A 23,278-nucleotide genomic window follows, 5' to 3' on the forward strand; every position below is an offset into this window, starting at 1 on the left:
AAGATGACCAATAAGGTCTTCGTCGTCGGCGTCGGTATGGTGCCGTTCATGAAGCCGAGCGTCGCGCGCCCCTACACCGACATGGGCCCCGGTGCCGTGACGCTTGCCCTGAAAGATGCCGGACTGTCCTACGGCGCAATCCAGCAGGCCTACGCCAGCTATGTGTTCGGTGATTCCGCGGCGGGGCAGGCCGTGCTGTACAAGGTCGGGCTGTCCGGCATTCCGATCTTCAATCTGAACAATTATTGCGCGAGCGGCTCGTCAGCAATATTCCTGGCGCGCCAGGCCATTGAATCGGGCGTGGCCGAATGTGTGTTGGCGGTCGGTTTCGAGCAAATGCCGCCGGGTGCGCTAAAAAGCAGCTTCACGGATCGACCATCGCCAGTCGCCGCGTTTGCCGATCGGATGCGCTCGATTCAGGGCTACGAGGACGGCATTCCACGCGCCGCGCAGTTTTTTGGCGGCGCCGGTCGTGCCTATATGGAGGAATACGGCATAGCACCGGAAACCTTCGCGATGATTGCGGTGAAGGCCCGTCGCCACGCGGCGCGCAATCCGAATGCGGTCTTCCGGGATGAGGTCACTCTGGAAGAGGTCATGGTTTCACCGACGGTCTTTCATCCAATGACCCGGCTGCAATGCTGTCCGCCGACGTGCGGTGCTGCCGCCGCCGTCCTTTGCTCTGACGTGTTCGCGAGGAAGCACGGACTTGATATGCGGGTAGTCATCAAGGCGCAGTCGATGAGGACTGATACGCCGGTCACCTTCGAGTCACACGATATGCGCCATGTGGTCGGCTACGACATGACGGCCTCGTCCGCGAGGGATGTTTACGAAAAATCCGGCATCGGTCCGGAGGACGTCGACGTTGTTGAACTGCATGACTGCTTCACGGCCAACGAATTGATTACTTACGAAGGCCTGGGGCTGACGCCACCAGGTACGGCCGAGAGGTTTATCAGGGACGGCGAGAACACATATGGCGGCCGCTACGTGGTCAACCCATCCGGAGGGTTGCTGTCGAAAGGCCATCCGCTTGGAGCGACCGGGTTAGCGCAATGTGTCGAACTCGTGTGGCAACTTCGCGGAGGGGCCGGAGCGCGCCAGGTCGAGGGGGCGCGCACGGCGCTGCAACATAACCTGGGTCTCGGCGGTGCATGCGTCGTGACCCTGTATCAGTCGGCCTGAGAAGACGGGTGACATCATGGTTGAGCATATTTCGCAACCGGCTATCTCCGCCAACGAGGAGCACCGTGGCGATAGCGCCGGCCCCACTGTGAAACTCACGCGCGAGCTGCTTCATCGCCGTTCCTTCGATTGTGCGGGCTATCAGCGCGACGATGGAATGCTGGATATCGAGATCACACTGATTGACAGCAAGCCGGACGATTTTCTGCTGACCCGGGGTACCCGTCTGGGCGGACAGCCGATGCACCACATGGCGATGTGGGCGACGGTCGATGCCGACTTCCGGATCGTCGACGTGGTCGTCAACTCGCTTGCGACGCCGTACCCGGGGATTTGCGACACGATCGGCGCTTCCTATCGTCAGATTGTCGGACTGAATCTCCTGCATGGTTTTCGCTCAGCTGTCAGCAAATTGTTCGGCGGTATCGCAGGTTGCAGCCATTTGACCGAAATGCTCTACCTGATCCCGACGTTGGTGATCCAGAGCAGAGCCGAGGAGCGCTGGCAGCGGCGCGACAACGGACAGCGACCGTTCGAAATAGATGGCTGCCACGCCCTTAAGGCAAGTGGTGAACTCGTCAAGGAGGTCTACCCGGATTGGTGGAAAAGCCAGAAGACATGCAGTGAGTAGCCACGAACCAATCCGGTGGTGACCGTATGCATCACAAGGAATATATGGAGGAGACGATGGATATGAGCGTGCGTAACCATGTTGCCGAAGACTTTGCGAGCCGAGACGAGGTTCGTGCCATCCAGGCGCGCAAGCTGATCCGCCTGGGTGAAAGGCTTCAACACTCCGAAGTATGGAAGAAACATTTCAGATCGGCTGGCGTGAGCGCTTTGGACTTGACAGGGCTGGATGTGCTCTCCAACTTCCCGATGCTCGAAAAGATCGATCTGCGAGCGATGTACCCGTTTCCGATGCTGACGGTCGAGCTTGACAAGGTGATGCGTTTCACGGCCACGTCGGGCACAACGGGCCTTCCGGTCCTGTTCGGCTTCACCGCGAAAGACTGGCGCGAAACGGTCGTTAAGCAACTTTGCCGAATTTTCCGGACAGTTGGCATCGTGCCGGGTGACCGGGTCTACCAAGGGTATGGCTATGGCCTTTGGGTGGGGGGCTCGTCGATGGACGAGGCGATTCAAACCTACGGCGCGGTTAACTTTCCGATCGGGCCCGGCCGCAGCGACCTGATGCCAACCTGGATTCGCGACCATGCCTACGATGCGACCACCATGTCGCCGCTCTGGCTAATGACGCTGATCACGCATGCGCATAAGGTCGGCGTTAATCCCCGGAAGGACTGGAAGCTGCGTGTCGGCCTTTTCGGAGGCCAGTCGGTCTCGACTGCCTTTCGCGACCAGATGGAAGCGATGATGCCGGATGGTTTCATGGCTCATAACATCTATGGCTCCACGGAGGCCGGAGGCCCGATTGTCGGCATCTCGTGCGAGCATTCGCATGCCGCCGACGAGATGCACCTGATCAACGACGATTCGGTCCTCACTGAAATCATCGACCCTGTCAGCTTCCGACCGGTCGGGCCGGGGGAGGTAGGCGAACTGGTGCTGACGACGCTGGACAAGGAGGCCTCGCCGGTCGTGCGCTGGCGCACGCGCGACCTCGTCCGACTGTCCGACCATCCATACGGCTGCCCGTGCGGCCGCCATGGCTTTCCGCTGGTCGGCAGGATCATCGGGCGTTCCGATGACATGATGAAGGTGCGTGGCGTCATGGTCTTCCCGTCGCAAATCGAGGATGTCATCGCCAGTCAGCACGGCACTGTCAAGGAAGCCTGGCAGGTCTATATCGATTCCCAGGATGGCAGCATGGACCAGATTGAAGTGGCTTTCGAGCGGGCCAATCAGGCCTCGCTTTGCGCCACCAGCCTCGAAGGGGAACTGAAGAGCCTGCTGCGAGCGCGGCTCGGCCTGACCTGCACGGTCAAGTGCTACGAGGAAGGCCAACTGCCGCGATACGAGGGCAAGGCAACCCGGGTCGTCAAGCGTCAGAAGTCCTGACCAGTCCCCGATCGTAGAAACGGAGTATTCAACGTATGAAAACGATTCGCCTTCATCCTGCCGGCCACGAGGTCAAGTGCGGCGCCGGCGAGACTGTATTGATGGCGCTGGAGAACGCGGGTTATGCGTTGCCCAACAACTGCCGTGCGGGTGCTTGTGGAGACTGCAAGGTCAAGGTTCTGTCGGGGCGGTTCGACCAGGGCATCGTGCTCGATATGGCCTTGTCCCAGGAAGACAGGAAGCAGGGCTTCGGTCTGATGTGCATGGCCAAGCCTTTGTCCGATGAGCTTGTACTCGAATGGGGTAGTGAGCAAGCCAAACTGAATCTGTTTCCGCCACAAACCAACCAGATTTATGTCGTGACCGATCGTATTCGGCGCACTGGGCGTATTGTCGAACTTCGACTACGTCCGCTCGGCCCCCCGATGCGCTATTGGCCGGGGCAGTACGTCCTGTTGGGGGACCCCGAGGGGAGGATTCCTCCGCGCTGCTATTCTTTGGCCAGCGCCCCAAAACCGGATGGGGAGCTGACCTTGCAAATTACGCGTGTCGAAGACGGCAAGGCGAGCAGTTGGGCGCACGATCAATTGAGGGTAGGGGAGTCAGTTTCAGTATCCGGACCCTATGGAACGTTTATTGGTGACTCATCGGTCGAGACTCCTGTCCTGTGCATTGCGGCCGGCTCCGGCTTGGCACCGATTCTGTCGCTGGCCGACGCGGCTCTCCGGCGCGGATTTCGCCAGCCTGTCACGCTGATGTTCTCTGCAAGGACCCTTGACGATCTCTACGAGAGCGGTTTGTTCGAATACTGGACCAAGAAGTATGTCAATTTCCGTTACATACCCACGCTGACTCGAGACACCCACGGCGGTTTGACTGGACGGATTCCAGACGTTCTGCCGAAGCAATTCAAAGACCTTTCCAATTACAGCGTCTTTATTGCAGGCAGCCCGACGTTCGTCGACGCATGTGCATTGGCTGCAAAACGCTTGGGGGCCAGCGAACGCTTCATCTACACGGAGGGCTATTATGCTCAGGTCCACGCTTGCGCCCCGGCATCCGTCGTGTCTCAAACGACAGTCGCCGCATAGGAGTGCGGTATAGAAGTGTTCTTTTACGGAAGGAAATCAAATGAAAGCAATCGTCGTCAGGGAGCCGGGCGGGGTAGAGGTCATGAAAGTGGAGCAGGTTCCCGATCCAGTGGCCCGCGAGCGAGAGGTCGTCATCCAGATTGAGTCGTGCGGAATCTGCTTTCACGACATCGCGGTGCGCAATGGTACCTTGCGCCGTGGAGTGAAGATGCCATGCATTCCGGGCCATGAAATTAGCGGGACCGTGGTTGAGGTGGGTAAGGGTGTTACAAACTATCAATCTGGCGATCGCGTTGCTACGTCCCAGCGCTATCACATTTGTGGTGAATGCCGACACTGCCGCAGCGAGCATGAGGCGCTATGCGCGGAGAACAAATTTCTTGGCGACTGGGGCATGGTTGGAGGTTATGCGGAGTATGTAGCCGTCGCAAGCAACACGATTGCACGGATACCAGAGTCGGTGTCATTCGATTGGGCTGCAGTAGCTGCGTGCCCTGTCGGGACTGCTCTGAACGGGATACGCGACGTGGGTTGCGTAAGGCTGGGAGAGTCGGTGCTGATTACCGGTGCTGGAGGTGGGCTGGGATTGCAGGCGATTCAGATTGCACGTATGGCCGGCGCATTTGTGATTGCGCAAACGACCTCACCGCACAAAGTCCCGTTGCTCCAGGCGGCGGGGGCACATGAGATCGTGCTGCATGAACGAGGACAGGACTTTTCAGGCGAAGTGAAGCGCTTGACCTCCGGAAAAGGTGTCGACGTCGTGGTAGACAACGTGGGTAGCCCATTATTTGAATCGATGCGAAAAAGTTTATCGGACGGCGGGCGCTGGGTCATGATCGGCCAGGTTACTGGAGAATTCGTACCATTCAATCCGGCGCAGCTCTTCCTGCGCAACCAGTCCATGTTATCCGTGACAAGCAGTTCGAGAAATCATCTCGATGACGCTTTGGTGTTGATGGATCATGGATTCGTCAAGCCGGTTATCAGTGAAGTATTGTCATTGGACGACGCGGCATTGGGGCATTCGCTCGTGGAGTCAGGACGAGCCGCAGGGCGAGTGGTTTTGCAGCCGAAGCGATGAGTCGATGATGCTCGGAGAGTTTTGCCGCGAGCGACTTCCGTTTGAACCGCCTGCATGAGTACAGTGCATGAGGCTGCCTACCCGCTGCTGCTCGCCGAGGTAGGCGCCGATGAATTGCGCAAGGTCTACACGCCTAACGTGGGGTAATCGTGGCGCAAAATCTGGCGGTGATAGTTTGCAAAACCGCTTGCAGCAAGGCGCACCGACCTCGCGTTTTTGCGCAGTCGACGGATTTGTAAGTCATTTAGCAATCGGCGCTTTTCGGAAGAAACCGCCGGATTTTTCACCATTCGAACGATTACCCCGTGAAGGCCGGTTCGAACGGCATGATTTATTTCGGCTCACGCTCATTCATCGACGAGCTGCTCGCGATGACGCGCGCGGCCAGCGACCGATAACGGTTGCGCGACCGTTGCGCGTTGCCGCGCGGGCAGCGCCCGAGCGCGCCGCCGTCAAGCGCGGTGCGACGATGTTGACGACGCCCCGCCGCCGGCCGTTCCTGCAAGCGCGCGCTCGGCCTCTACGACGTCGTCGATACAGCGTACGAAGTACTCCGCCGACGACGTCGGCACCGCGCTTTCGCGAAACAGCAGGTACAGGTTCCTCGCGACCGGCTGCTCGACCAGGTCGAGCGTCTTCAGCGTGTCGGATGCGTCGCCGCGCAGCGCGAGCTGGGTCCACGCGGTTACCACGTCGCTGTTGACGGCCAGCGCATAGAACAGCGTCTGCGACGCACAGCGCGTGACGCGGCGCGGCGCCGGCAACCCCGCGCGCTCGAACAGCTCCTCAAGAAACACGCGGAAATCGGCCGACCGCCCCGTATGCAGCCACTCGGCGTCCTGCAGGTCTGCGAGCGATTTCGCGCCGGCCAGCTTCCCTTTCCGGCTGACCGCGAACCACATTGGAAACGTCTCGAGATGCACGCAGCGCACGGACGTGAAGTCCTGCGCATCCGTGCCGGCGCCCAACGCAAAATCCAGCGCGCCGTTCTTCAACTGCTCGACGAGCTGCGACGGACTGCCTTCGACGAACTCGAGCTGCACGTCCGGCATCGCACGGCGAAAGCGGTTGTACGCGGCCGGCAGCACCGTGATGCCCGCGAGCGGCGTCATGCCGATCGCGAGCCGGCCCTGCTGGTTGTCGCGCAACTGCGCCATCTCCTCCTCGGTGCGCGCGACCTCGTTGACGACCAGTTTGGCCCGCTGCAGCATCGCCCGCCCCGCGTCGGTCAACGTGACGCCCGACGAACTGCGCACGACCAGCATCAGTCCGAGTTCGTCCTCGAGATCGCGCAGCGAACGTGTGACGGCCGGCTGCGTCAGGTGCAGCGTGCGGGCGGCCTCGTGGATACTGCCTGAGCGGGCGACGGCCACGAGCGCGCGAAGCTGGTGAAGTTTCATGCGACGAATGGCTGGGGGCGAGCGACGGATTGGGGGGGATAAACAAATGTTATCAGGATAAAAACTTGCGCGTATCTGGATGTTTTCCCCGGACTTAACATCCAGCCAACTCTCAGGACACCCCATTTCCTATGGAGACACCCATTCCTATGGAGACATCCCCGATGCAAGACGCCGCCACGTCGCTCGCCGACGCGCCGTCGGCCCCGCGCCGCCGTTCTGTGCAGACACGGACAATCATCGCCACCTCGGCCGGCAACGCGCTCGAGATGTTCGACTTCACAGTGTTCAGCTACTTCGCCGCGCTGATCGGCAAGACTTTCTTTCCGGTCGATTCGGGCGTCGGGCCGCTGCTGCTCGCGATGGCGACGTTCGGCGTCGGCTTCGTGATGCGCCCGCTCGGCGGCATCCTGATCGGCAACTACGCAGATCGTGCAGGCCGGCGCGCGGCGCTGACGCTGACGATCCAGCTGATGATCGCGGGCACAGCGATCATTGCACTGACGCCGTCCTATGCGCGCATCGGCGTCGTCGCGCCGGTGTTGGTCGTGATCGGCCGGCTGCTGCAGGGCCTGTCGGCCGGCGGCGAGGTCGGTGCGTCGACGACGCTGCTGATGGAATCGGGCCCACTGTCGGGCCGCGGCTTCATGGTGAGCTGGCAGGTGATCAGCCAAGGCGTCGCGGCACTGCTCGGCGCGCTCTGCGGCGCGCTGCTGTCGGCCGTGCTGTCGGCCGACGCGCTCGAAAGCTGGGGCTGGCGCATACCGTTCCTGCTCGGCCTGCTGCTCGGCCCGGTCGGCTTCTACATCCGCCGGCACCTTGACGAAACCCACACGTCGGCGCGCGGCAGCGCGGTCCGCGAGGTATTCACGCACTATCTCGGCCGTGTCGTACTGGGCACGCTGCTGAGCGTCGGCTGCACGTCGACGCTGTACATCTTCGTGTTCTACATGCCCGCGTATGCGGTGCGCACGCTGCACCTGCCGATGGCGACCTCGCTGCTCGCCGGCTGCGCGTCGGGGCTGTCGATGATCGTCGCCGCGCTCGTCTCGGGGCGGTGGATCATTGATCGTCTGCCGCGCCGCAAGCCTATGATTGCCGTCACGTGGCTGGTGTCGCTCGCCTGCGTGTATCCGGCGTTCCGGCTGCTGATCGCCGCGCCGTCGGTCGAATTGATGGTGGCGATCGTCATCGTCGTGATGGCCTTCGCCACCGCCGGCAGCTCCGCGTTCCTGCTGCTGATCATGGAAGCGTTCCCGCAGCACGTGCGCGCTACCGCGCTCGCGACGATCTACAGCGTCGGCGTGACGGTTTTCGGTGGCTTCGCGCAATTCAACGTGACGTGGCTGCTCCATCGCACCGGCGATCCGATGTCGCCCGCGTGGTACGTGCTCGCATGCGGCGCCGTCAGCATGCTCGCGCTGTGGCGCTTCCGGGAGCGCCCCGCCGACACGCGCGACGACGACGGCCGCTAGACTACGCCCGACGCCGTCCCCTTTCCCGACGACGCGGGGCCCCGGTCCGGCACCGGCCCGCGCCACTCCGTACCCGAACCGGCCTGCCCGCGCAGGCCGACAGACTCCGCGACGTCGACGCGTGCGCGAGCGTGCCGCTGCGCGGCCGCGATTTGCGCGCCGACGATCGCAACACAACGACATGAACCTGCGCAATTCAACCCTGATGGCTGCGTATTGCGCGGCAAGCTGCACGTGGACCCCGCCGGCCCGGGCAAACGTGCAGATCTACGGCGCGCTCGACAGCTTCCTGCAGTACGCGCGCATCGGCAGCCAGACGAGCGCCGGCCTGATGAGCGGCGGCGCATCGACGTCGCGCTTCGGCTTCATCGGCAGCGAGAATCTCGGCGGCGGTCTGCGCGTGAGCTTCCGCCTCGAAAGCGGCTTCGATCTGATGTCAGGCCGACCGCAGAGCGCGACGTCGTTCTACAACCGCGAAGCCAATATCGCGATCAGTTCCGTCAGCTGGGGGACGATCAAGCTCGGCAAGCAGTATCCGGCGATCATGCCCGAAGCGGCCGACCCGTTCTATCTCGTCGGCCAGTTGTCGCCGTTCGCGAGCACCGCGATCGTGGGGGGCGACCTCGGACACGGCGCTGCATCGTTGCCGGGACGCATCGAGAACGCGATCAGCTACAAGACGCCGACCTACGGCGGGCTCGACATCACCGTGCTCTATGCATTGCGCAACGCCGCCGGCGCAAGTACGGTCGCGAGCAACGCGGGTGCTGTCGCCAACTTCGCGCGCGGCCCGCTGATACTGAGCGGAGCATACAACGCGATCTGGGCCGCCACGTCGTCGACGCTGGGCGGCTCGCCCGACGGCCCGCGCACCGACTCGGTGATGGCCAGCGCATCGTACGCGTTCGGCCCGACGCTCATGTCGCTCGCCTACACGCTGATGCGCCCCACCGCACCTGGCACGCGCGTCGCGCAGGTTTATTCGGTCGGCGCGATCTGGCAGCGCGGCCCGCACGCGATCCGGGCCGACCTCGCGTATCGCGTGATCGCCGGCCATGCCAGCCACGCGCTCGGCGCGCTGCTCGGCTACGACTACCAGTTCTCGAAACTCACCGGCGTGTACGGGCGGATCGGCGGCTTCAAGAACACAGGGCAATCGGCCCTGTCGTTCGGCTCAGCGCCGGTGTCCGCGCCCGGCATGAGCAGCACCGTCTTCGCCCTTGGCCTCCGGCAGAAATTCTGACCGCGCCAGCCTTTTCATAGGAGAACTTCATGACTTCACTTGCTCTCGATTTCATCGACAGTCAGCGTGCGCAGTTCACCGCGCTTTCCGACCGGATCTGGAATCTCGCCGAACTGCGCTACGAGGAGTTTGCGTCGTCCGACCTGCATATCCGGATGCTGGATGCCGCGGGCTTTCGCGTGACGCGCGGCGTTGCGGACATCCCGACCGCGTTCGTCGCCGAAGCCGGCAACGGCGGCGGCCCCATTATCGGCATCCTCGGCGAATACGACGCGCTGTCCGGTCTCAGCCAGGAAGCCGGCGCCTTCACCTGCCGCCCTTCCAACGAGATCGCGAACGGCAACGGCCACGGCTGCGGCCACCATCTGCTCGGCACAGCCTCGCATCTCGCCGCCGCCGCCGTGAAGACGCATCTCGAACGCACGGGCCAGCCCGGTACCGTCCGCTTCTACGGCTGCCCGGCCGAGGAAGGTGGGTCGGGCAAGACTTTCATGGCGCGCGCGGGCATGTTCGACGATCTCGACGCCGCGCTGTCGTGGCACCCCCACGTGTACACCGGCATCTTCCCGGTCGGTTCGCTCGCGAACATCCAGGCCTATTTCCGCTTCACGGGCACCGCGTCGCACGCGGCTGCGTCGCCGCATCTCGGCCGCAGCGCGCTCGACGCAGTCGAGCTGATGAACGTCGGCGTCAACTACCTGCGCGAACATATGCTGCCTGAAGCGCGCGTGCATTACGCGGTGACGAACACAGGCGGCCTGTCGCCGAACGTCGTGCAGGCGAATGCAGAAGTGCTTTACCTCGTGCGTGCATCGCGCAACGACCAGGCGGTGGAACTGTTCGAGCGCGTGAAGAACGTCGCGCGCGGCGCCGCGCTGATGACAGACTGCCAGGTCGAGATCGTGTTCGACAAGGCCTGCTCGAACCTACTGGAAAACGCCGTGCTGAACCAGGTCATGTACGGCCATCTGCAGGCGATCGGCTCGGCCGGCTTCGATGCGGATGACGAAGCGCTCGCCGACGCATACCAGCAGCAGACACTGACCGCACAGAACATCGAAACGTCGTCGCGCTCCCTGAACCAGGCATGGCGCGATCCAAAGGCTCTGTTCGATGGGATCGATCCGTATGAGCCAGGCAAGGGGCGCCCGATCTGCGGCTCGACCGACGTCGGCGACGTGAGCTGGGTCACGCCCACTGCGCAATGCCACACGAGCTGCTATGCGTTCGGCACGCCGCCGCATTCGTGGCAGTGGGTCGCGCAAGGCAAGACTGCGCTCGCGCACAAGGGCATGGTGCTCGGGGCAAAAACGATGACGGCGACCGCGATCGACCTGTTCGCGTCGCCGGACACGCTCGCGCGCGCGAAGGCTGAACTGCTCGAGCGGCGCGGCGGTCGGCCGTATGTGTGCCCGATTCCAGACGACGTGGAACTGCCGTTCCGTCGTTGAGCGACTGCCGCGGCGCCGTGGTGCCAACACAAGCGGCGGCACGTGACAAAACTGGCCGCCGGCAAACCGGATCTCGGCCACGTTGGGGTAATCGTTCGAATGGTGCAAATCTGGTGGTTTCTTCCGAAAGGCGCCGATTGCTCAGTGACTTACGAATCCGTCGACTGCGCAAAAATCGCGGTGCCGATGTGCCTTGCTGCAAGCGGTTTCGCAAACTATCACCGCCAGATTTTGCACCATTCGAACGATTGCCCCACTTCGCAATCAGCGAAGTAAAGGCGTCACTTCGCATCAGACCGCATTCAATCTGTCAGTTCCCGTTCGTTCGAGACCATGAAGTCCGCTCGCAAGGTGGTTCTTATGGTTGATCTCTCGCGTAGTTTTGAGCCGCTCGCGCTACCTCGTCCTCAGGCGCGAACCGATACGATGTCTTCAGTCCGAAGCTAAAGCGACGGCTCTGTCACGTTGGCGAGGCTGTTCGGCTAAGATTGGGGAATGAAGAAGACGAAAACGCTGTATCACGGGCATGGGTTTCCCGCTACGGAGTCATCAGTTGCGCGGTCCCTGGTACTTCCCGCTTCAACCTGAGCCTGCGGGACGTCGAAGAGCCGCTGTTTGAGCGCGGTCTGTGCGTGACGTACGAGACGATTCGCCGCTGGCGCGACAAATTTGGTGCACCTTTTTGGACGACGTGCCAGGGATGCGCGGCGCAAGCCAGGTTCGACATGGCACCTTGACGAAATGTTCGTGAGCCTTCGCGGTGAACCATAGGTGCTGTGGCGAGCCATCGATGAGCACGGGAGCGAACTCGATGTCCTGCTGCAAAAGCATCGCGACAAGACTGCAGCCAAACGCTTTTTCAGACGCGTGCTACGTTCAGCGCCTTTGCCGCGAAAAATCGTCACTGACCGGTTGCGCAGCTACCCGGCGGCGAAGGCAGAAACATGAAACATCGTCAAATTATCAGGATGTAGATTGATGACGGAGATGGTGGAAGCGCGAAAGGGTGGCACAGATCACTGTCACCGGAGAACGAGGTAATTTTTCGTAGCAACTTCTCGATCACTGGTTAAAAAAGACCGCACCGGAGAGAAACGTCCGGTGCGGGGCCCAAAAACCAATGAGACGTTCCGCTACGGGGGTGACGGAACGACCGCAAGTATAGAGCGGAACGATCGACCAAAGCTGACCAATGCTGTAAGCGGCTTCCCCGGGCCGTTCGCCCTATCGCATACGTTGCCGCATGGCCTCATACGTTTCGAACGCCGGATCAATGAGTGTGCCTGTCCGATTCAGAATATCGCGGAACTCACAGATACCGAAGCCGGTGCGTCTATCGCTTCCGCAGCATTCACCAGGACTATATCGACAGATCGCGCCCGCGACGCTGCAGCCACGATGCTCCGTATCAGGCGTCGCGCATAGAATGCGTGAGAATAGTGTGTTCAAGTGCGCCGCCTGCATCAGTGAAGGCCGGGTACGCCGCCATCGAAGATGGAGCCGGAAATCTCTGGTTTTGAACAGGACTGGTACTGTGTCAGGCTCAATTGACTCGAACGCAGTAAGGCGAAGTTGTGCAGCGCTAATGGAAATCCCGGCAGTCCGCTAGTTCTAATATCAGTGACATCTGCGGTAACGACGAGTTTTCTCCATGTAAGCCAACGATTTTTCTGAGATCACTCAAGAGTCAGCCACAGGCAAACAATATCTTGAAACCGGGCGAAGTTCAACGTTTGGGTGATGGTGTTCAAGTCTTATGGGGGAGCCTTCATAGGCGAAAAGCGGCGCTGTGCTCGGTCACTGCCGCCTCAGCCGGACGCGATCTTGTCACGCAAATGAGTGCACTTGTTTGTCGGCGAGCGGCTTTAATGAGTGTCGCGCCGCCAACTCGAGCAGACGCGCGTCACATTCAAATCCGGCCTTGCAAACATCAGTTTCCTCCCTCATATAAAACGGCGCACGCACAGATGCAGTGATGATTCGTTCGTCTTAAACAACGTCGATGGAGTGCCACATGTACCAGTGGACATTAAGTTTATAAGTAAACGTCCTGAAGGCCTCACAAAAATGAAACACGTCAACCGGACGCCGCCTATACGCGCTGTAGCTTGCCAACACAGGAGATGGTGGAAGCGCTTCTTGCATGTTGCGATGCGCGATCAGTGAGTAGATTCAACTTACGAGACGCCGATGCTTATGCTGATCGTATTTGCGGGGTGCTCAACGATGCGGACGAGTTCCATGCAAACGACACAAACTTAACTGATAATAGGTCGCAAATTACGGTGCGGGCGAATCTCCGCACGGCGCGTGCCTTTATCCGTTGACTCGACCCCGCAAACTCTGAGCTCCCGGCATTTCCTCATTGGCCATGAGATGCACTGGCCACTGCTATCAAATCAGCCACGACTTAAGCATCGAGTGATAAGGCTATTTGCATGTGCATGGTCGTCGCGTAAAGCGTCCGCGCTTCTGTGCAGGAAGCAGGTGGGCGATTTTATTCGCTCTGCGTAGTTTGCCGAGCCGTCGGACGCCGTAATGGTCGTAGCGGCGTACACGTGCGGAACGTTGCTTCCTAAATATCGGCTGAATTGATGTGATTTTAACTATTGGCTGGACAACAGTGCCTAGCGCGGTCGAGATTCAAACAATCTAATGAGCAATTCGCTATTCCATCACGCATCAGAATTCGTCAGCCTCGTGTGTTTTTCTCACTCTACAATTGCTTCGCTTCCGCAATCAGAAACAGCTGGTCACGTTAAGCTTCGCAACGCCACCAAAACCTCCCTTTGTCGTTGCGGGCGTTTGCCTAGCCTGCCTGTATCAGTAAGATTTCGAGGCCATTTTACCTGCCCAAAGTTTATTTACTCATAAGTCAGTAATATAGGAGACAGACGGATGTCCAAAGAACGAGCGCACGAGCCTTGGGTTCCGTCCAATTTCTGCAAGCTGTTCGTGAATCCGCAGTCCCATCTTTTCGCCGCTTTGCAAAGGGCGTCGTGCGACACCGGTGCGCTTGACGTGGCTCCAGACCAACTCGTCCGGATTGAGGTCAGGCGCGTAACCAGGCAAGAAGTGCAAGGTCAATTTGCCCTAGGTGCTGGCGACGTACTCTTTGACGACGGCTTTCTTATGCGCGGGCAATCCGTCGACGATCAGATGGACCGCCTTCCTGCGTTTGAACATCAGCTTCTTGATCAGCGTCACAAACAGCTCGCCGGAGAGCCCGCCTTCATGCGTCGCAAACCAGAAGGCACCCTTCGAGTTGACTGCCGACGCAGCGCTCATGCTTTGCCGCTGACCAGGACGTTCGACGACCGGTGTCTCACCACGCTGCGCCCACGTCTCGCCATGCACCGAATCAGCGCGAAATCCGGATTCGTCCCAGAAGAAGATGTCCGCGTTTTCCAGTCGTGCCTGTCTGGCAATGGCCGGATACGTATCGCGCTGGTAAGCGCGCTGCAGTGGCTTTTGCGGTGTCAGGTTCAGGCGTGCGAGCAGCGCGCCGATCGACGCCAGACTCAACGTGACATCAAACTCCTGTTGCACCAGTTCGCGAACCACGTTGCGCGTCCACAGACCGAAATCGAACCCGTACTGCATCGGATTCTTGCCGTTGATCCATCGCAGCACACGCTGCTCCTCAGCATGCGTGAGCTTGCGGGGTCGGCCCGTGCCTTTGGTCGAGCGCAACGCTCGCGCTCCACTGTCTCTCGCCTGTGCGCGAATCTTGTAAGCCCACGATCGATTCATTCCGAACGATGCCGCGACCTCATTCGGATGTTCTCCTTTGGCCATACGTTGAACCGCCAGGATCCGCATTTCTTCAAGGATATTGTGAGCCAACGCTCTGCCGTCTCTTTTCATATGAGGCGTCGACGTGGGCAAGGGCGTCCAGTTCACAAACTTGTCCGCTAAGTTACTAACCTATGAGTAAGCATTCGATACCTGGGTGGCGCGGGCTCTTTATTCGTCCCACGATCTTTGCACGAGTATCTATCTTCAGGACCGCACGTTTTCTAGGCCAACGTTCTATCTCAAGCATCATCATGGCTTTAGCAGGAGCGCATATACACGGACTAGATGTGATTAGACGTAACGTATTCTTTGCGAAGGAGCGCTCAAGCGCTCGGCGTGAAAAAGTGGTACGACCTGCCTTGAACACCGCGTTCGGCGATAAGCTGTTGCCTGTCTCGAAACGCGCATTGGTTCCCATGGTGCCGGAGTGAGCAAGCACCTTTATCTCGTCCCACCGTGCGACAAACTAACTTTACTAACTCCGGCAGAAGAAGCCATGGCGGTCTTGACTACGTTTACGAGAGAAAATGCGGTGTCGGTTAACTGCTGCGATACAAAAACGATATGTATCGTAGCTTCAATCCGTAATCTTGCACAGATCGAAGGCGCGTACGGATCGGACGCTGCGCTGGCCGTGAGGCATATTGTGCATGAGCGCGCGCGTGAATTTTCTATGCGCAAGTCTGGAATCGTAACGTTCAGCGGTGGCCTTATCTTTTTTGTGATGCCCCGAGATGATTATAGTGAGTCAGATGATGTGCCTCATGTTCTGGACGACAACAGCATCGTCGAATCGGTCATCGCGGCACTCGGCGACGAACCGGTACCAACCGTCACAGGCATGATCCGCGCGGCAATCGACGCTTCGATCCCGCCAGATGTTGACGAGCCGTTCGATCTTGACGAGGTCGGACCTCATGCAGCGCAAATGGGTGGTAAAACCTGGCGCGCCGGGTACATGACAGATATGCAGACTGCCAACGAGGTGTTTGACGCACTCGAACGCGGCGAATTGTGTTTTCGTTATGAGAAGGTCTGCAGCGCGTGCGACATCGGCATCATCGGATACTACGAAGCACTGCTGTGCACGACAGAGAATGGAATGCCCGTCAGTGTCGGCAACAAGATTCCCGTTCTCGAACGGCTCGGACTGATTGGCCGTCTAGATAAGTGGGTAGTGGCATCCGTCATCGAAACGCTGCGGGCATGCCCTGATGTCTCTCTCGGATGTAATGTTTCGGTTCAGAGTGCGACGCTCGACGGATGGTGGGCGACGATAATAGAAAGACTCACCAGAGAGCCGCAGGTAGCCAGGCGGCTCGTCGTCGAGATTACGGAAAGCGCGCTGTTTACCGACATGGATGCTTTAAGCGACTTTATTCGGGTGTTGCGACTGCTGGGATGTCGGGTTGCGCTCGACGACGTTGGCGCGGGCCATAGCTGTTTAAAGAGTCTCACCGAACTGCGTGTCGATATGGTGAAGGTCGATGGTTCATATCTGCGCCATGCCCGCGCGACAGACCGCGCGAGAGCGCGCTTGCGATCCCTGGTTCAGCTGGCGCGGCTGTGTGCATCGCACGTTGTGCTCGAGGGTATAGAGCGCGAGGCAGACGTGCAAATTTCCCTTGCATGTGGCGCCCAATGGGTACAGGGATACCTCTTCGATCCCATTTTTGGTTCCGATTTGACGCATCCGGTTACCAATCGCGATAGAGGAGACTGATTGGCTACACTCAGCCCCCCGACGCGCGGATCAGTCCGTCTCACGGGCAATGGAAGACAGAGAGACGTTTGGCAAGGTCTTATGCGCTGGGGGCAGCAATAGATTTCCGCGTGGCATGCGTCGTTCGACCCGGGCTTACGGAGGTCCGGACCAGCGTCAACAGACAATTGGCTGACCCGACGAGGTCAGGAAAATCATGAGCGACAATGATCGCCCGAAACCGAAAAATCGCGTCTCTATCGATATTCTTCGTCGACAACGCCTGTTATCGAGCCTCGACGAAAACGCGCTACGCGCTATCGCGGCGCACGTCCGAACCCGACAGTTTAAACGTCGCGACATGGTGATTCACCGGGGGGAACCGGGCTTTGCGTTGATGTTCCTGTTTTCTGGCCGCCTACAGCAGATTTCGCTTAATGAAGACGGTCGCGAAATCGGACTTGGCTTCATTGAACCCGGGGATTATTTCGGTTTGACATCCATTATTGACGGTCACCCGCAAACCAATTCGGTGGTGGCAATCTCCGACGCGCTTGTGGGGTATCTTGACCGCGAGCATGCCGAACGATTTCTCTTACGATCGGTGGAAGTCACCTATTTGCTTCTGTGTCAGCTATGTGAGTCAATCCGACAAGGATTCGATGATCGCTCGAGACTGGGGGTTACGAGCTCCCGTGCACGCATCTATGCTGTACTGTCAAGCATGACCACGGTAAGCCATGATGGCATGGTAACGATCGAAAGACCGCCAAGCCAGCGCGCCATCGCGATAACGGCGAACGTCAGCCGGGAAACCGTATCACGCGCAATCAACGTACTGATCGAAAACCGGATTATCAGAAAGGATCGTGGACGCTATCTCGTTCTTGACGAACAGGCACTACACCGCGCCGCGCTTGGGGAAGTCGCTTTCGGCGAGGCACGCAGTGAAGAGTCTCGATGACCAGGCATGCGTATCAAGGGGGCGTGCAGGGCAGTGCTTTTGTTCCGGAAATGCTACCGGGTCTTGATTCGGTCCCTCAGTCAACCCGTGTCTTATGTTAATGTGCGAAGGGCCGTAGTACGGTGAGCGTGCCGGGACGCCGGACATCCAATCCGCGCTCGACCGCATCTGGCGTTATCTGCTCATATGCGCTGCTTCTGCGGTCACCGATGGTAGTGTCACCGTCGTTCGAGAGCATGTTCTGACAGCTTGGAACAACTGCCTGCACTGCTTGAATTCCCGTCGCAGGATCGTAGCCGACGCCGGCTGCGATGCCTGATGTGCTGCCTGACGCATATGCTCCGGTCGTCGAAGGACTGACGTTGCGCATGCTACGCCCGAGCGCGTCACATGGCACGAGAGCACGCGCGACGTCGGGATCGCCGCCGATAAATGCATTACGCGAAGATTCCAGCATCGAAGGCTGCGAGACGGCGCGGCTGCGCAGGTTAGAGCGCCGGGCAGCGAGCGCATTCGGGGCGTGATGGTCCGTTTCCGGGCGAAGCCACGACGCCTTTCCTGTCTGCCGCTGCGTCGGTGTTGATGCGGTTTGCGAGGATGGCAACGTTCGTGTGACCACGTCGGACGTCTGCGCACGGGTTTGGACCGCATACGTTAGTGAGAGGATCAGCGCCAAAACGCGCATCAGGTGTGAGTTTTGTCCACTGGATCCTTTCATGGCTCTCGCTGCCCGATCCGTTGTGCAATGGCGTCAATCATTTTCTGGGCAAGCCGTCGCCGGTCATAAGCAACAGCCACGCGTGCTGCGTTTGATCGGTAGTGGTTGAGGCGCGCGGGATCGCCGGCAAGACGCACGACCGCCTCGGCGAGAGCGGCCGGGTCCTCGGGCGCGACGATCTCTCCAGTTCCGAGCAATTCGACCAGTTCTGAGGCCTCTCCGCGTGGCAGCGCTGCGAGAATCGGGGTGTGCATCGCCATTGCTTCGAAAATCTTTGAGGGCAACACGCTGCGAAACAGCGCCAGGTCGCGCAGCGGGACGAGGCACAAGTCACACAGCCCGAGCAGTGCAGGCATGCGCTCCTTTGGCTGCCGTGCCACAAAGCTGACGTTGTGGAGTGCAAGTTGTGCAGCGTGTGCCTCCAGTGAGCGCTTCTCTGCCCCAGCCCCGACCATGATGAACGTGATATCGGTGCGATGCCTGAGTCGTGCGGCCGCTTGGAGCACGTTGTGCAGACCATGCGCCATCCCGAGAGTGCCCAGATAACCCACGACGAAGCGCCCACTCAAGCCCAGTTCCTGAACGAGTTGCAGGTCGCGCGGTCCGGGGGTGAAATGCGTGAGGTCAACCCCGTTTTGCACGACTTCAATCTTGTCGGCGTCGATTCCCCGCTCGGCCAGTTCGCGTCTGAAGGAATGCGTCACCGAAATTATTGCGGCGGCGCTGCGATACAGATAGAGTTCGAGCGCTTCAAGCATCTTGATTGCGACGCCAGATCGCAATGCACCGACAGCGACGATAGATGCAGGCCATAGGTCTCTGAGTTCTAAGACGAAAGGACGGCGCCGCAGACCTGCGATGATGCGCGCGCCGAGCGCTGCGAAGAATTGCGGCGACGTGCCAATCACCACGTCGCAGCGCGGCAGCAGCGGAGACGCGATGATTGCAGCCATCATGAACGACACGTAATCCAGCGTGCGCTTGACGAAGCCTTCGTTGGCCGTCATGTACGTCTTGACGCGAACGACGTCGATGCCGTAGACGTTTTGGCGCTGCCACCAGCGGTTGTGATAGCCCGCGTAAAGTTTGCCTTCCGGAAAGTTCGGTGCAGTGGTAAGAACGGTCACCGAATGGCCGGACTCGACCCATGTACGCGCATGTTCGAACGTTCGTGAAGCAGGCGCGTTGGTCTCAGGGTAAAAATTATCAGTGACGAAAAGGATCTTCATGCCTGAGTCCGGAAGGAGAGGCGGGTGACGAGCGTCGCGTGCAAGAATGAGAGGCGTAGCACCTTGCACGGCACCTTCACACCGAAGCGGGGGTAATGGAAATCGTTGACAATATGGGCGGCTGAACCCGTATGCGTTACATGACAGACTACTTTCCCGTCCGCACTGCCGATGACGTGACCTGCCGCGCTTTCGATCAGGTCGATATGCGCAGCGAATCGCAGCGTCGCAAACGTGCCCTGAAGGTCTGCGATCGTGCGGCCGTCAGGTCTTTCGAGCCGGTCAACGATCAGCAAGGTTTCCTCGTCTCCGTGCCAGGTACGGCGATGGATGATCGAGCCGGGCAGGTGCGCATAACCGGTGTGCGCCGCGCTGATGCTCCAGGTGGCGCGGTCGATGGCGCCTAGAGAGACAGCTTCCCCTGTTCTGGGCGTGCCGCTGTTGTCCGCTCGCCTGGATCGTCCGCGATGGGTTTGCGCCCGCATGTCAATGTCGATGGGGTACGCGCGCCGTCCGACGCGAAACGCGCTCCATACGTCCGAGGAGTTTTGGGCCTGGTATGTCACCGTGTTGTGGGCGGACGTGCCGCGTTCGATCATCCTCTGCTCATCAGCCACGTAGGTACTTGTGCCCGCATCGATAATCAGCCGTTGACCATGGAGCGACAGCTCAAAGGTCAACGTATCTGCATGGGCGTGGCCAGGCAGATAGTCCGGGCCGACCCGCGCGACGTCCAGGAACGCCACGTAGTCACCGCATTCAGCACGGACATAGCCGGACGCATCGAGTGTGGTTAGCGGTGGCCGGTACGATGCAGGTTGCACCTCGAGGGCCAGTCTTCCAGCATACTTGGCAAGCACGGCATATGGCCGTGCGATGCCGAAAGCGGCGTCGTTGAACTGTACGATCTCGCCGTCCGGGTGTGTCATCGTTCTCAGCCACTGCATCATGCGCGGCAACGGCTTGCGCGCCAGCGAGAGGCAGTTCTCGGCGTCGGCGCAGCGCCTGTGTGTGCCGATACACGTGGCGAGGTTGACGATATCAAGCAGGTCCTCGATGAATATCGCGTGATACATCGGGCTCAACTCGATATGCCCACCATCCTCTAGCACCTGTCGCGGCAACTCGCGGCGCAGGATTGCGAGGCCCGTCGCGAGCCAGCAGGATGCTTCCGGCGTGTCGAAAAACAGACCGGCGCAGACGAGCGCCTTGGCGTTCGCGAACAGGTGATTGCCGAGCAAGTGATATTCGAGCCTTTGTGCCAGATAGCGCGCCTGAACATAGAGGCTTGTCAGTGCCACGCTAGTCATGGGCTGGCCCGTGCTTCCCCATTTGATCCAGTTGACGATGCGCAGCGACAGTGGATATGGCTCCCAGCCCGCGCCCATCCCAACTGGATTAGCGACGATCCACGCGTCAATCAGCCGGCCTAGCGAATGCGCATGGTGGTTGCGCGTCGACTGGTTCAGGTAGTTGAAGTAGTGCAGGTTGTACAGCCACAGCCGCTCGTACTGCGGATTGTTCCATCCGCCGTTCAGATCGCCGTCGCGGTTCAGGAAGCGGAAGAGCTTGTCGCCCAGATACTCGTCCGGGCTCGAAGCGAACGTCGCAGGCAGCCGGTCGAACGTGGCAGGTCGCACGGCCCCATCGATGTGCACGTTGATGCGCGCGTGCGGCAGCAAAACGTATCTGGCGCGATACAGAACCTGAACAGGACGCAGATGGCGAACCGTATGGAACAGGCGTAGCGCTTGCGATGGTGTCATCCCAGTTCCTGCGCGATATCGATCGTCACGCGGCTGACCTCGAGCAACTGAGCGAGGGGGATGGGTGCCGGACCATTGTTGGCGATAGCGTCGACGAACGCGGCGACGCAGGCTTCCTGTCCCTTGTTCTGCCGCCACAGGTTCAGCTTGGTGAACTGTGGCCAGCCATAGCCACGAAGTTTCAGGAAGTTGTCGAGTACAAGCGCCTTGCCGCTACAAAACACCTCGAGCCGCTCTTTCGGCAGTGACCGGTGGCCGTTCGCGAAGTAGTGAATAGTGCCGATGGATCCCGATTCGAACTGCAATGTGATGCTGGCGGTATCGCAGGACGCAGGTGCAGTCGCATTAAATCCGGTTGCCTCAAAGGACACAATCTGACTGTCGGCGAGATGGCGCAGTAGATCGATGAAGTGGCAGGCTTCCCCGATGATCCGTCCGCCGCCGCTTTCCCGGTCTTGCGTCCAGTGATCGGTTGGAATCATCCCTGCGTTGACAGTCAGCACCAGTGCCTTTGGTGCAGCCAGGGGCGCTAGCAGGCTTCTGACCCGGGCGACTTGTGGCGCAAAGCGCCGGTTGAAGCCGACCATCAGGATTGGTTCGGGCCGCGCACCGGTTCGCGCGGCCGTGCGTGCCTGCTCGAGTGCTTTTGTGATGCGTTGCAGTTCGTCATAGGTGAGGCATAGCGGCTTTTCGACGAATACATGCTTCCCATTCCGCAACGCTTCGATCACGAAGTCCGCATGCGTGTCATGGCGCGTCGCGACTACCACCGCTTGCGCGTCGCGCGATGCGCACAATCCAGCGGCGTCGGTTGATGCGAACGCTGCAGCGTGCTTGCGTCCATAGTGCGCGGCGGTCACCCCATTGCGTGACGCGACTCCGTTGATCGCTGCACCAGCACTTCGAAACGCGGGGATCAGCACACGTCCCGCATAATTGCCTGCGCCAATCACGTTCACGCGCACGCCAGATGCACCCTTGACCGGCGCGTTATTGTCCGCTGCGAGCGGCACCGTCTGGGCGTGCGAATCGGCTGCGACAATCTGTGTCGTGTTTGACTTCGCACCTGCGCTATCCGCTTGAGGATAATTGATCACGATGCCCAGAGAGGGCGTCCTCTGGACGAGAAGCGCGTACGCACGTTCCGCGTCGGCGAGTGTGAAGCGGTGTGTGATGAGGGTCTGAGGCGTGAGCCGCCCGTCGGCCATCAGTTGCAATGCGGCAGCGATATTGCGATTCTCCGTCCAGCGCACGTGACCAATCGGATAGTCGATACCCTTTTCTTCGTAGCGCGGATCGTAGCGTCCGGGGCCATAGGAGCACGACACCTGAAAGCTGAGTTCTTTTTCATAGAAGTCTGCGCGAGACAGGTTCAACCCCGCCACACCTACGAGAACGATACGTCCGCGTTTTCGGGACATCTTTGCGGCTTGTGCAACGGGCTCGTCACTGCTGGTGGAGGCACAGATCAGCACGCCGTCCGCGCCAATGCCGGCGGTGCGCGCAAGCACCTCCGCCACAGCATCTGCGCCCGCCGGCACATGGGAAGCGCCAAAGGTTGCCGCGCGCGCCGCGCGCACCTGATCGTGATCGATGCCAATCACTCGGCAGCCGTTGCTGATGAGTATCTGTACCGTCAGCAGGCCTAACAACCCGAGGCCGATCACCACGAAGGTTTCGCCAAGCGTTGGCGCCGCAAGCCGAACGCCCTGCAAGCCGATTGCGGCCGGAACTGCGAATGTCGCGTCCTCGTCCGTTACGTTGTCGGGAATGCGTACACACAGATTTTCTCCAACTGTCACATATTCGGCGTGTTTGCCGTTGGAGACAACGCGGTCACCCACCTGGAGGCTGCCGACATCAGAGCCTACCGCTGCGACCACGCCGGCATTGCAATAGCCCAACGCGAGCGGTTGATCGAGTTTGTCGGTGATTGCAGACAGCGTTGCCGCGAGCCCATCGGTTCGGACCTTCTGCAATGCGTCGCGCACGCGATCGGGCTGTTGCATTGCCTTGCCGAGCAGGCTCGCGCGGCCGAAGTCGACTAGCATGCGCTCGGTGCCCGATGAAAGCAGCGTGGTGGTCGTCTCTATTAGCAGGCTGCCGCGCGAGATCGTCGGCATCGGAACATCCCACAGCGCGGTGCG

The 23,278-nt window shown here is 60.0% G+C and carries 15 protein-coding genes and 2 pseudogenes; 11 read left to right on the top strand and 6 right to left on the bottom strand.

What is annotated here, in order from left to right; all coding sequences use genetic code 11:
- Positions 1-3: 3 nt before the first annotated feature.
- The 5 genes from GCT13_RS17955 to GCT13_RS17975 are packed head-to-tail and all read left to right on the top strand — an operon-like array spanning position 4 to position 5,385.
- Positions 4-1,188 carry a lipid-transfer protein gene (locus GCT13_RS17955; protein WP_087737917.1) on the top strand — a complete coding sequence of 395 codons (1,185 nt, stop codon included), beginning with the start codon at positions 4-6 and terminating at the stop codon, positions 1,186-1,188.
- A gap of 16 nt (positions 1,189-1,204) precedes the next feature.
- Entirely contained in the window at positions 1,205-1,819 is a 615-nt protein-coding gene (locus GCT13_RS17960) for a DUF2889 domain-containing protein (protein ID WP_087737916.1), read from the top strand.
- A gap of 26 nt (positions 1,820-1,845) precedes the next feature.
- Positions 1,846-3,210 carry a phenylacetate--CoA ligase family protein gene (locus GCT13_RS17965; RefSeq protein WP_227746890.1) on the top strand — a complete coding sequence of 455 codons (1,365 nt, stop codon included), beginning with the start codon at positions 1,846-1,848 and terminating at the stop codon, positions 3,208-3,210.
- A gap of 35 nt (positions 3,211-3,245) precedes the next feature.
- Positions 3,246-4,301, top strand: coding sequence for a 2Fe-2S iron-sulfur cluster-binding protein (locus GCT13_RS17970; protein WP_152760289.1), 1,056 nt, complete (start codon positions 3,246-3,248; stop codon positions 4,299-4,301).
- A 40-nt stretch (positions 4,302-4,341) separates the two neighbouring features.
- Positions 4,342-5,385: an alcohol dehydrogenase catalytic domain-containing protein gene (locus tag GCT13_RS17975; RefSeq protein ID WP_087737914.1), complete on the top strand. Its 1,044-nt coding sequence runs from the start codon at positions 4,342-4,344 to the stop codon at positions 5,383-5,385.
- A gap of 452 nt (positions 5,386-5,837) precedes the next feature.
- Here GCT13_RS17975 and GCT13_RS17980 read toward each other — a convergent pair whose 3' ends face one another.
- Positions 5,838-6,785, bottom strand: coding sequence for a LysR family transcriptional regulator (locus GCT13_RS17980; protein ID WP_160111788.1), 948 nt, complete (start codon positions 6,783-6,785; stop codon positions 5,838-5,840).
- Between the two features lie 164 nt (positions 6,786-6,949).
- On the opposite strand from GCT13_RS17980, the gene GCT13_RS17985 reads away from it, so the two are divergent.
- From GCT13_RS17985 to GCT13_RS18000, 4 genes and pseudogenes are all read left to right on the top strand, one after another.
- Positions 6,950-8,260, top strand: a complete 1,311-nt coding sequence (locus GCT13_RS17985) for an MFS transporter (protein WP_087737912.1) — start codon at positions 6,950-6,952, stop codon at positions 8,258-8,260.
- Positions 8,261-8,441: 181 nt separating this feature from the next.
- Positions 8,442-9,503, top strand: a complete 1,062-nt coding sequence (locus tag GCT13_RS17990; RefSeq protein WP_087737911.1) for a porin — start codon at positions 8,442-8,444, stop codon at positions 9,501-9,503.
- Positions 9,504-9,532: 29 nt separating this feature from the next.
- Positions 9,533-10,954 carry a M20 family metallopeptidase gene (locus tag GCT13_RS17995; RefSeq protein WP_087737910.1) on the top strand — a complete coding sequence of 474 codons (1,422 nt, stop codon included), beginning with the start codon at positions 9,533-9,535 and terminating at the stop codon, positions 10,952-10,954.
- Positions 10,955-11,449: 495 nt separating this feature from the next.
- A pseudogene (locus GCT13_RS18000) lies at positions 11,450-11,896 on the top strand (IS6 family transposase); the annotation flags it as partial.
- A gap of 1,926 nt (positions 11,897-13,822) precedes the next feature.
- Here the strand turns inward: GCT13_RS18000 and GCT13_RS18005 are convergent.
- Positions 13,823-14,821 (bottom strand): annotated as a pseudogene (locus GCT13_RS18005) (IS630 family transposase).
- A gap of 427 nt (positions 14,822-15,248) precedes the next feature.
- Between GCT13_RS18005 and GCT13_RS18010 the strand changes: the two are divergent.
- A complete protein-coding gene (locus GCT13_RS18010) occupies positions 15,249-16,475 on the top strand; it encodes an EAL domain-containing protein (RefSeq protein ID WP_087737909.1) in 1,227 nt (408 codons plus the stop codon).
- A gap of 196 nt (positions 16,476-16,671) precedes the next feature.
- Entirely contained in the window at positions 16,672-17,418 is a 747-nt protein-coding gene (locus GCT13_RS18015; RefSeq protein ID WP_087737908.1) for a Crp/Fnr family transcriptional regulator, read from the top strand.
- A gap of 97 nt (positions 17,419-17,515) precedes the next feature.
- Here the strand turns inward: GCT13_RS18015 and GCT13_RS18020 are convergent, their stop codons facing one another.
- Genes GCT13_RS18020 through GCT13_RS18035 form a run of 4 tightly spaced genes read right to left on the bottom strand, consistent with a single transcriptional unit; the run spans position 17,516 to position 23,254 of the window.
- Positions 17,516-18,136, bottom strand: a complete 621-nt coding sequence (locus tag GCT13_RS18020) for a hypothetical protein (RefSeq protein ID WP_143811079.1) — start codon at positions 18,134-18,136, stop codon at positions 17,516-17,518.
- Entirely contained in the window at positions 18,133-19,365 is a 1,233-nt protein-coding gene (locus tag GCT13_RS18025; RefSeq protein ID WP_087737906.1) for a glycosyltransferase family 4 protein, read from the bottom strand. Before GCT13_RS18025 ends, GCT13_RS18020 begins: the two co-directional genes overlap by 4 nt.
- Positions 19,362-21,131 (bottom strand): heparinase II/III family protein, encoded by a 1,770-nt coding sequence (locus GCT13_RS18030; protein ID WP_087737905.1) that lies wholly within the window; start codon positions 21,129-21,131, stop codon positions 19,362-19,364. The genes GCT13_RS18025 and GCT13_RS18030 overlap by 4 nt, the downstream gene beginning before the upstream one ends.
- Entirely contained in the window at positions 21,128-23,254 is a 2,127-nt protein-coding gene (locus GCT13_RS18035; protein ID WP_152760312.1) for a bi-domain-containing oxidoreductase, read from the bottom strand. Before GCT13_RS18035 ends, GCT13_RS18030 begins: the two co-directional genes overlap by 4 nt.
- Between the last annotated feature and the right edge of the window lie 24 nt (positions 23,255-23,278).

The sequence above is a fragment of the Paraburkholderia franconis genome, from assembly GCF_009362735.1.
In the GTDB taxonomy this organism is placed as follows: Bacteria; Pseudomonadota; Gammaproteobacteria; order Burkholderiales; family Burkholderiaceae; genus Paraburkholderia; species Paraburkholderia franconis.

Bases quoted from the DNA above. Each gene is read 5' to 3' on its own strand.
- GCT13_RS18025 (WP_087737906.1), bottom strand. From the start codon at position 19,365: ATGAAGATCCTTTTCGTCACTGATAATTTTTACCCTGAGACCAACGCG.
- GCT13_RS17995 (WP_087737910.1), top strand. From the start codon at position 9,533: ATGACTTCACTTGCTCTCGATTTCATCGACAGTCAGCGTGCGCAGTTC.
- GCT13_RS18015 (WP_087737908.1), top strand. From the start codon at position 16,672: ATGAGCGACAATGATCGCCCGAAACCGAAAAATCGCGTCTCTATCGAT.
- GCT13_RS18020 (WP_143811079.1), bottom strand. From the start codon at position 18,136: ATGAAAGGATCCAGTGGACAAAACTCACACCTGATGCGCGTTTTGGCG.
- GCT13_RS18010 (WP_087737909.1), top strand. From the start codon at position 15,249: ATGGCGGTCTTGACTACGTTTACGAGAGAAAATGCGGTGTCGGTTAAC.
- GCT13_RS18035 (WP_152760312.1), bottom strand. From the start codon at position 23,254: ATGCCGACGATCTCGCGCGGCAGCCTGCTAATAGAGACGACCACCACG.
- GCT13_RS17955 (WP_087737917.1), top strand. From the start codon at position 4: ATGACCAATAAGGTCTTCGTCGTCGGCGTCGGTATGGTGCCGTTCATG.
- GCT13_RS17970 (WP_152760289.1), top strand. From the start codon at position 3,246: ATGAAAACGATTCGCCTTCATCCTGCCGGCCACGAGGTCAAGTGCGGC.
- GCT13_RS18030 (WP_087737905.1), bottom strand. From the start codon at position 21,131: ATGACACCATCGCAAGCGCTACGCCTGTTCCATACGGTTCGCCATCTG.
- GCT13_RS17965 (WP_227746890.1), top strand. From the start codon at position 1,846: ATGCATCACAAGGAATATATGGAGGAGACGATGGATATGAGCGTGCGT.
- GCT13_RS17990 (WP_087737911.1), top strand. From the start codon at position 8,442: ATGAACCTGCGCAATTCAACCCTGATGGCTGCGTATTGCGCGGCAAGC.
- GCT13_RS17960 (WP_087737916.1), top strand. From the start codon at position 1,205: ATGGTTGAGCATATTTCGCAACCGGCTATCTCCGCCAACGAGGAGCAC.
- GCT13_RS17975 (WP_087737914.1), top strand. From the start codon at position 4,342: ATGAAAGCAATCGTCGTCAGGGAGCCGGGCGGGGTAGAGGTCATGAAA.
- GCT13_RS17980 (WP_160111788.1), bottom strand. From the start codon at position 6,785: ATGAAACTTCACCAGCTTCGCGCGCTCGTGGCCGTCGCCCGCTCAGGC.
- GCT13_RS17985 (WP_087737912.1), top strand. From the start codon at position 6,950: ATGCAAGACGCCGCCACGTCGCTCGCCGACGCGCCGTCGGCCCCGCGC.